8 protein-coding genes are annotated in these 8,184 nt (G+C 68.6%); 3 read left to right on the top strand and 5 right to left on the bottom strand.

The features are described from left to right. Positions 1 to 89: 89 nt before the first annotated feature. The 3 genes from AC04L7_RS07940 (at position 90) to AC04L7_RS07930 (ending at position 2,450) form a co-directional block, all read left to right on the top strand. Positions 90 to 740: a thiol:disulfide interchange protein DsbA/DsbL gene (locus AC04L7_RS07940; RefSeq protein WP_435996213.1), complete on the top strand. Its 651-nt coding sequence runs from the start codon at positions 90 to 92 to the stop codon at positions 738 to 740. A gap of 97 nt (positions 741 to 837) precedes the next feature. Next, entirely contained in the window at positions 838 to 1,656 is an 819-nt protein-coding gene (locus AC04L7_RS07935; protein WP_435996211.1) for a thiol:disulfide interchange protein DsbA/DsbL, read from the top strand. A gap of 23 nt (positions 1,657 to 1,679) precedes the next feature. Beyond that, positions 1,680 to 2,450, top strand: coding sequence for an endonuclease/exonuclease/phosphatase family protein (locus AC04L7_RS07930; RefSeq protein ID WP_435996209.1), 771 nt, complete (start codon positions 1,680 to 1,682; stop codon positions 2,448 to 2,450). Between the two features lie 15 nt (positions 2,451 to 2,465). On the opposite strand, the gene AC04L7_RS07925 is transcribed toward AC04L7_RS07930, so the two are convergent. The 5 genes from AC04L7_RS07925 to AC04L7_RS07905 all read right to left on the bottom strand — a co-directional run. Then, the gene (locus AC04L7_RS07925; protein ID WP_435996207.1) at positions 2,466 to 3,812 is read right to left on the bottom strand and encodes a putative bifunctional diguanylate cyclase/phosphodiesterase; all 1,347 of its coding nucleotides are present in this window, start codon (positions 3,810 to 3,812) and stop codon (positions 2,466 to 2,468) included. A gap of 104 nt (positions 3,813 to 3,916) precedes the next feature. Continuing rightward, positions 3,917 to 4,252: a DUF3325 domain-containing protein gene (locus AC04L7_RS07920; protein WP_296281381.1), complete on the bottom strand. Its 336-nt coding sequence runs from the start codon at positions 4,250 to 4,252 to the stop codon at positions 3,917 to 3,919. Then, complete coding sequence (locus tag AC04L7_RS07915; RefSeq protein WP_475512788.1) at positions 4,245 to 5,909, bottom strand: PepSY-associated TM helix domain-containing protein; 1,665 nt, start codon at positions 5,907 to 5,909, stop codon at positions 4,245 to 4,247. Before AC04L7_RS07915 ends, AC04L7_RS07920 begins: the two co-directional genes overlap by 8 nt. Positions 5,910 to 5,925: 16 nt before the next feature. Next, positions 5,926 to 6,240, bottom strand: a complete 315-nt coding sequence (locus AC04L7_RS07910) for an iron uptake protein (RefSeq protein WP_435996203.1) — start codon at positions 6,238 to 6,240, stop codon at positions 5,926 to 5,928. 40 nt (positions 6,241 to 6,280) lie between these two features. Continuing rightward, positions 6,281 to 8,184: TonB-dependent siderophore receptor (locus tag AC04L7_RS07905; protein WP_475512787.1), on the bottom strand; the 1,904-nt coding region annotated here is incomplete at its 5' end.

Below are 8,184 nucleotides of genomic sequence, written 5' to 3'. Positions count from 1 at the left end.
CTCCTGTTCATCGCGCCGGCCCCACCATGGCCGGCGTTTCTTTTTTCGCGGACCCGTCGACCGGGCGCCGCCCCTAGAGGAAGAGTCCGATGGCGTCGCGCCTGCTGCCCGTGCTGATCACCCTGCTGGCCCTGTTGCCGGTCACCGCGCTCGCCGCCCCCGCGGCCCCCGCGCCGCTGGTCGAAGGCCAGGACTACGAGGTGATCGCCGAGGGCCAGCCGTTCGCGCCGGTGAAGGGCAAGATCGAGGTGGCCGAAGTCTTCGGCTACACCTGCATCCATTGCGCCCATCTGGAACCCACGCTGGTGGCTTGGAAGAAGACCCTGCCGCGCGATGTGCAGCTGACCCCCGTTCCAGCCGCCTTCGGTGGCTACTGGATTCCCTACGCCCGCGCCTTCTTCGCCGCCCAGCAACTGGGCGTGCAGCCGCGGACCCATCAGGCGGTGTTCGACGCCCTGCACAAGACCGGCGCGCTGCCGATCCAGAATGCCTCCGTCGACGAGATCGCCAACTTCTATGCCAGCCAGGGCGTCGATCGCGCGAAGTTCGTCGCCGCCCTGCGAGGACCGGCCGTCGACGCGCAGTTGGCCAAGGCCCGCGACTGGGTGGCCGGCGCCGGCGTGGAGGGCACGCCGACGCTCATCGTCAACGGCAGGTACCGCGTGACCGGCGGACGCACTTACAGCGACATGCTGCAGATCGCCGACCGCCTGGTGGCCCGCGAGCGCGCGCGCAAGTGATGATTCCGTCATGGCGACCGCTGCGGGCGCCATGCAGAATGCGATGTCCCCGGCCCGGCCGGCACCTTCTTTCCTGTGATCCCTTGGAGTTCGCGCGATGAAATCCCGCCACGCCCTGATGCTGTCCCTGCTGCTGCCCGTGCTGGCGGCCTGTGGTCCGAAGCCCTCCACTGATACGACACCGACGCCCGAGGCAACCGCCGCCGCGACCGATGCGACGGTGACGGCGCCCGCCGCCGAAGCACCGGCGACGCCGGCCGATGCGACCACCACCCCCGCCGACGGCACYGCTGCCGCGACTGCCGCCAGTGCCAACCCGATCGTTCCGCCGCAGGGTCCGGCGCCGGTCGCAGGCAAGGATTACGTCGAGATCCCGAACGGCCAGCCCTACGCCCCGCTCAACGGCCAGGTCGAGGTGGTCGAGGTATTCGGCTACGTCTGCCCGGCCTGCGCGCGCTTTGCGCCGGAAGTGTCGGCATGGAAGAAGAAGCAGCCGGCCGACGTGCGCGTGACCTACGTGCCGGTGGTGTTCGGCCCGGTCTGGGCTCCCTATGGCAAGGCGTTCTACGCAGCCCAGGCGAAGGGCCTGGTCGACAAGACCCACGATGCGGTGTTCAGCGCCATCCACCTGCAGCGCACGCTGCCGGGCGAAGGCAAGCCGCCGGCGGATCCGGCCCAGATCGCGCAGTGGTACGCCCAGTACGGCGTCGACGCGAAGGAGTTCGTGTCGCTGATGAACAGCTTCGGGACCAATGCCCAGGTCGGCCGCGGCATGCAGTTCGCCAAGAACAGCGGCGTGGAAGGCACGCCGACCATCATCGTCAACGGCAAGTACCGCATCACCGGCGGCCAGACCTACGCCGACGTGCTGCGCATCGCCGATCACCTGGTCGCGATGGAGCGCGCGCGGCGCTGAGTGGCGCGGAAGCCCCCACTTCCATGACCGACTCTTCTTCCACGCGGCGGCTTCGCGTGCTGAGCGCCAACATCCAGGCAGGCTCCAGCACGCGCCGCTACAGCGACTACGTCACCCGCAGCTGGTCGCATGCGCTGCCGGCGGGCAACAAGCGCGGCAGCCTGGATGCCATCGCCCAGCTGGCCGGCGAACACGACATCGTCGGCCTGCAGGAAGCCGACCCGGGCAGCCTGCGCTCGGGCTTCACCAACCAGACGCATTACCTCGCCGAGCGCGCCGGCTTCGACTTCTGGACGCACCAGCCCAACCGCAATGTCGCGCGCGTGGCCGGCAGCGCGAACGGCCTGCTCAGCAAGCTGGAGCCGGTGGAAGTGACCGACCACAGCCTGCCCGGCCGCATCGGCGGCCGCGGCGTGCTGATGGCGCGTTTCGGCGACGGCGACGAAGGCCTGACCGTGGCGGTGGCGCACCTGTCGCTGGGCGCCAATTCGCGCAGGTCGCAGCTGGCCTTCATCGGCGAGCTGCTGTCGGACCACCCGCACGCCGTGCTGATGGGCGACTTCAACTGCGTTCCCGACGCGCCGGAGATGGAGCTGCTGTACAAGCGCACGCGCCTGCGTCCGCCGGCGTTCTGCGTTCCCACGTTCCCCAGCTGGCGCCCGCTGCGCGCGATCGACCATATCCTGCTCAGCGAAGGCCTGCGCGGCGACAACGCACGCGCCATGCCTGCCGCCAACTCGGACCACCTGGCGCTGGCGATGGATATCCACGTGCCGGACAGCGCGTTGCGCTGAGCGCATCCCCTCCCCTCACGACGATGCGATGCGCTCGGTGAAGGCGGCCACGTCCATCGGCCGCCCGAACAGGTAGCCCTGGAACAGCACGCAGCCCTGCCCGCCCAGCAGGGCGAACTGGTCGTCGTGCTCGATGCCTTCGGCGATCACGTCGATGCCAAGGTCGCGGCCCAGCTGCAGCAGGTTGCGGGTGATCGTGGCCGCGTGGGCGTCGCGCACGACGTCGCGGGTGAAGGCGCGGTCGATCTTCATTTCGGCGAACGGCAGGTCCCGCAGGTACGACAGGGATGCGTAACCCGCGCCGAAGTCGTCGAGCGACAGGCGCACGCCCATCGCGTGCAGCGCGCGCATCTTTCCCACTGCGTCTTCCATGTCGTGCACCAGCACGCTCTCGGTCAGTTCCAGCGTCAGCGCATCCGCCTGGATGCCGCTGCGCGCCATCACGTCGTCCACGTGCTGCACGAAGTCCGGCTGACGCAACTGCAACGCACTGATGTTCACGGACAATCGCACGTGGCGCAGGGCGGGTGTCGCCTGCCAGACCGCCAACTGCTGGCATGCCTCCTGCAGCACCCAGTGCCCGAGCGGCAGGATGAAGCCGCTGTCCTCGGCGGCCTGCATGAAGTCGGCCGGACGGATCAGGCCGCGCCGCGGATCGTGCCAGCGCAGCAAGGCCTCGGCGCCGACGATGCGCCCCGCCGCGTCCACCTGTGGCTGGTAGAGCAGCACGAAGCGACGCTGCGACAGTGCATCGCGCAGCGCGCGGTGGAGCGCGCGGTGCTCGGCGATGTCCGAATCGGCCAGGCGCACCACGATCAGCAGGCTGGCCACAGCGGTGGCGAGATTGATCCAGATGCCGACGCGCCGCACGTCCTCGGCAATCGCGAGCGACGAAGGCGTCGTCACGGGCGCGGCCGCGAAGACGACGAACAGCACCAGCAGCGCCACCACCAGTCCGTAACGCAGCCAGGGCTTTTCGTCGCGGAACACATGGTGGCCGCACAACGCCAGTACCAGCAGGAACACATGGCTGGTCCTGGGCGCCTGCGCGGTGGGCACGTCAAGGTACGCGGAGAAGAAGCACAGCACGCCTGTGAGGCCGACGAACGCCACCCACGACGCCGCACGCGGGCGATGCAGGCGCGCCATGACGATCACGCCGGCACCCAGTGCTGCCATCGCCAGCTCCATCGCCGCCACCGCCCATTCCCCGCGCCAGGCGAAGAACACCCCCCAACCCAGTCCCACCAGCACCATGATGGAGCCGGTCGCGAGCAGAAGATGGAAAGCGCGGCGACGCCGCCGGTGATCCATCCTCGCCGGCCACGCCACGGCACGTGCATTGTCGACCGGCGCATCCATTCGATCAGTACCCCCGCCTGTCGCCATCCTACTCCTGCGGCGGCGGACAGCACGGCGAGCGGACGGGCGGAGTCTTCCGCCGTTGCTGGGGGTGCGCCCCGGCCTTATGCGTGGGGACGCCGCACCCAGGGCGCCAGCGCGCGCAGCCAGCGCGGCCGCCATGCGAGCGTCATCGCCACGCCCGCGGCGGCGACGGTGAGCCCCATCACCCACACCAGACTGGCCATGGTGGCATGGTCGACCGCCAGGCAGAGCCCCAGCGCCACGGCCACGGCGACCGCGCCGGCGATCTTCAGCGCGCGCCGCGTCGACCCGGCAGGCACCGCGCTCCAGACCTGCTGCGCATGCACCGGCATGGACAGGGCGAGCCATCCCATGCCGGCCGCGCTGGCCACCAGCGCCGCCAGCAGGAGCAGGGCCGCGGTCACGGGTTCAGGCATGCGTCGTCTCCATGTCCCGATGCGCTGCAGGCAGCGACGCACGCTGCTTCAGCAGGCGCGCGGTGAACGCCGCGATCACGGCGGTCGACAGCAGTGYCAGGTCGACGCCCGCTACCGGCCAGTAGCCCGCGAGAATCGTGCGCACCAGATGGTCGCCCGTGGTAGCCCAGTTCAACAGCATGGCCGCCAGCGCGAGCAGCGCGATCATGCCGCACTGCTCGCGCCACGCCGGGTTCGGCAGGCCACGGGCCACCCGCGCACTGCGCCAGGCCGCGTGCAGCATCGCCAGTGACCACGTGCCCCAGAAGGCGTAGCGCTCCCAGTCGCCGCGTGCGGGCAGCCCTTCGGGCAACAGGCGGTTGGCGACCAGGATGCCCAGCGCCGCCAGCACCATGCCGGTGACGGTGGTCACCGCCAGCGCATCCACCACCCGCGCGCCCTGCTGTCCCTGCCGCGCATGCTGCCGCTTGCGTTTTTCGACGAAGAACAGGAAGCCGGTGGCGATGCATACCGCGCCAAGCAGGCCGCCCAGCACGTACATCCAGCGCAGCAGCCAGTGGCGGAAGTGCTGCAGGTGCAGGCCGGTGAGGAATTCGGCGACGCGGCCCGCCGCGCTCGGCGGCGGATCCTCGCGGATAAGTTCGCCGGTGGACGCCTTGTAGTGGATGCCATCGCCGACCAGCGCGATGCGGTCGGTGCCTGCGCGGTACACGCTGACATAGCCGTTCGCATCGCCGACATGCTGCAGCACCAGGAAGCCGACATCGCCGGCCTTGTCCTGCGCCTGCCAGCGCCGCTGCGCGTCCGCCACCATCGCATCGACATCGGCGAGCCCGGCGGGTACGCCCGCACGCAGGTGCGGCAGGCCGGTCTCGCGCGCTTCCACCGCCGCATGCAGGTCGTGCAGGTCGTGCAGCTGCGTGTGACCGACCGGGAAGTAGTACGTCGCCGCGAAGATCAGCAGGCCCGTGAAGGCGAAGAAGAAGTGGAACGGCAACGCCACCACGCCGGTCAGATTGTGCAGGTCCAGCACGCTGCGCAGACCGCCCTTGCCGGGCCGGAAGGTGAAGAACTCGCGGAAGATCTTGCGGTGCATGACCACGCCGGTGACCAGCGCCACCAGCATCATCAGGGCGGAGAAGCCGACGATCCAGATGCCCAGGTTCTTCCAGTCCAGGGTCAGGCCGTAGTGCATCGGATAGAAGAAGCCGCTGCCGACCTTCAGTCGGTCGTTCGGCAGCGGCGTGCCGTCGCGCGGGTCGATGGTGGCGTCGGCCCAGATGGCTTCCTCCGGATCCTTCGCGTTCGGCACCTCGTAGCCGGCGAACAGCTGCAGCACCGGATCGCGGTGGGTGGTGTACGCACTCCAGCTGACCACGGTGTCGAAGCGCTCGGGCATCGGGCCGTCCACGCGCGGGCGCATCGCATCCACGGCGGCCGGCAGCGGCTGCATGCGCTCGAACGCCGGGCGCAGGATCTTTTCGTACGACGGCATCGGCTGCGGTTCGAAGCGCGTGGACGGGATCGCCCAGCGGTCGATCTCGCGGTCGAACACCGACAGCGCGCCGAAGAAGAACGCGGCCACCAGCACGAAGCCGAGGACCAGCCCGAACCAGGTATGCAGCCAAGCCATCGCCTGGCGGAAGCTCTGCATCATGATGACGTCCCCGGCCTCAGACCAGCCGCGATTGCACGAACGAACCGACGGCGGCCAGCAAGGCGCCACCGCCCACGAGCACCGTCCACACCACCCACAACCGGCGCGCCGCGAAGGTCCACAGGAACACCGCCAGCAACGCCAGCACGCCGAACAGGCTGGCGAGGAACTCGGCATCGTGGAAGTCCATGCCGGCGGCGAACATCAGGCTGGCGCCGGCGGCGACGATGCCCCAGGCGAAGCCGTAGCCGCCGAAGATGGCGACCACGATGCGCGCCGCCAGATGCAGGCGTGGCGAACGGGGAGCGATGGAACGCGGGATCGTGGACATGGTGGCGGCGGCTACCAGGGATGGTCGGGGCGGGACGTCATCAGAAGCGGTATTCCAGGCTCAGCGACCAGTGCCGCGGCGCACCGTAGTAGCCGATCTGGTACAGCGTATTGATGTACTTCTCGTCGGTCAGGTTGCCTACGTTGGCACGCACGGTGGCGTTCTCCAGGAAGTCCCACGCCGCGAATGCATTGAGCACCGTGTAGCTGCCCTGTCGCACGGTCTGGCCGCTGTAGCTTTCCACGTTGGAGATGGCGCTCTGCCAGCGACCGCCGATGCCGAACGACACCGCCTCGTACGCAGGCAGGCGCGTGCTGAGCATCAGGTTGGCAGTACGGCGCGGCACCCAGTTGTAGGTCAGCGTGCCCTCTTCACCGTCCATTTTCAGGTGGGTGTAGCCGAAGACCAGGTCGGTGTGATCGCCGAGCCTGCCCGTGGCCTCGAACTCCCAGCCCTTCGACTCCACGTCCTTGGGCACGTAGTAGTTCATCAGGGTCTCGCTGCTGTAACCGGCGAAGGTTGCCAGGCCTTCCTGCTCGGCAGAGAAGTACGCCAGCGTGGTCAGCAGGCGCTTGTCGAACCACTCGGCCTTGACGCCCACTTCGTAGTTCACGCCCTTGGACGGCGCAAGATAGAAGCCCGCGAAATCTCGCTGGTCCTGCGGCTGGTAGATGTCCGAGTAGCTGACGTAGCCCAGCAGGTCGTCGCTGAAGTCGTAGGTCAGGCCGGCGTACGGGCTGGTGTTGCTCTCCGTCTCATCGAACGGATCGGGGCCGTTGGCGCCGTCGYGGTGGTATTCGGCGTAGTTGACGCCCAGCACCGCCTTGACGTCTTCGGTCAGCGACAGGCGCGTCGCGCCGAACGCACGGCGCAGGCGCTGGTTGAAGAAGCTCGAACGTTGGCGGGCACCCCAGAGGGGTTCCGGTACGGCGTCGCCCGCGTACGGGAACCCGGGAAGCGCCCCGAACGCCGGCGAATCCGATGGCGCCGGATTGATCCAGTATGCCTGCTCGCTCTCCGCCTGACTGAGGCCGAACATCGCCTCGTGCTCGCGACCGAACAGCTGGAAGCGGCCGTTGACGCTCAGGTCCGCCAGATCCGACGTCAGCTCGTCCTGGCCCTTGTAGGCCCAGCCCAGCAGACCCGTGCCGGTGACCGGATCGAGACCCGTAAGGGAGTACGCGAAGAACAGCTCGTCGTCGTTCTCGCCCTTGCGCCGGTTGTAGGTCGCCTTCAGTCGCCAGTCTTCGCCCAGCTGGTGCGTGTATTCGACGAAGGCGGTCTGGGTGTTGGTGTCCCAGTAGGCCCAGTCCACCGTGGTCGAGGCGCCCACGTCCCACGAGGGCTGCGTGCCATCGGTGTTCACGAACGGCAGCGCGCCCCACATGTTGCCGGTGGTATCGGCCTGCTGCCACGAATAGCCGAACGCCAGCGTGCCGTTTTCGCCCACCTGGCCATCGATCACCGCGTAACCGAAGGTGCGCTCGTTCTCCAGGTCGCGCAGGTAGGAGTCGCCTTCCTCCCGCGCGAACACCACGCGACCGGCCCAGGTACCGTTCTCGTTGAACGGCATCGAATAATCGAACTCGACACGGCGCTCGCCCCACGAACCGACCTTCACGCCGACCTGGCCTTCAGCCTCGTTGGTCGGACGCTTGCGCACGTAGTTGAGGGTGCCGGCCGAATTGCCGACGCCGGTGAGCAGGCCGTTCGCGCCACGGATGACTTCCAGCTTCTCGTAGCCGAAGGCGTCCATCGCACCGGTGGCGATGCCCCAGTCGTTGGGCATGCCGACGCCGTCGATCTGCGTGCTCTTGATCTCGAAGCCACGCGCCAGATAGTTGGAGGCGTCCATCGCACCGGTGGCGATGCCCCAGTCGTTGGGCATGCCGACGCCGTCGATCTGCGTGCTCTTGATCTCGAAGCCACGCGCCAGATAGTTGG

It is taken from the genome of Pseudoxanthomonas sp. LjRoot204_2, assembly GCF_056175765.1.
This window is presented reverse-complemented; position numbering and strand designations above follow the sequence as displayed.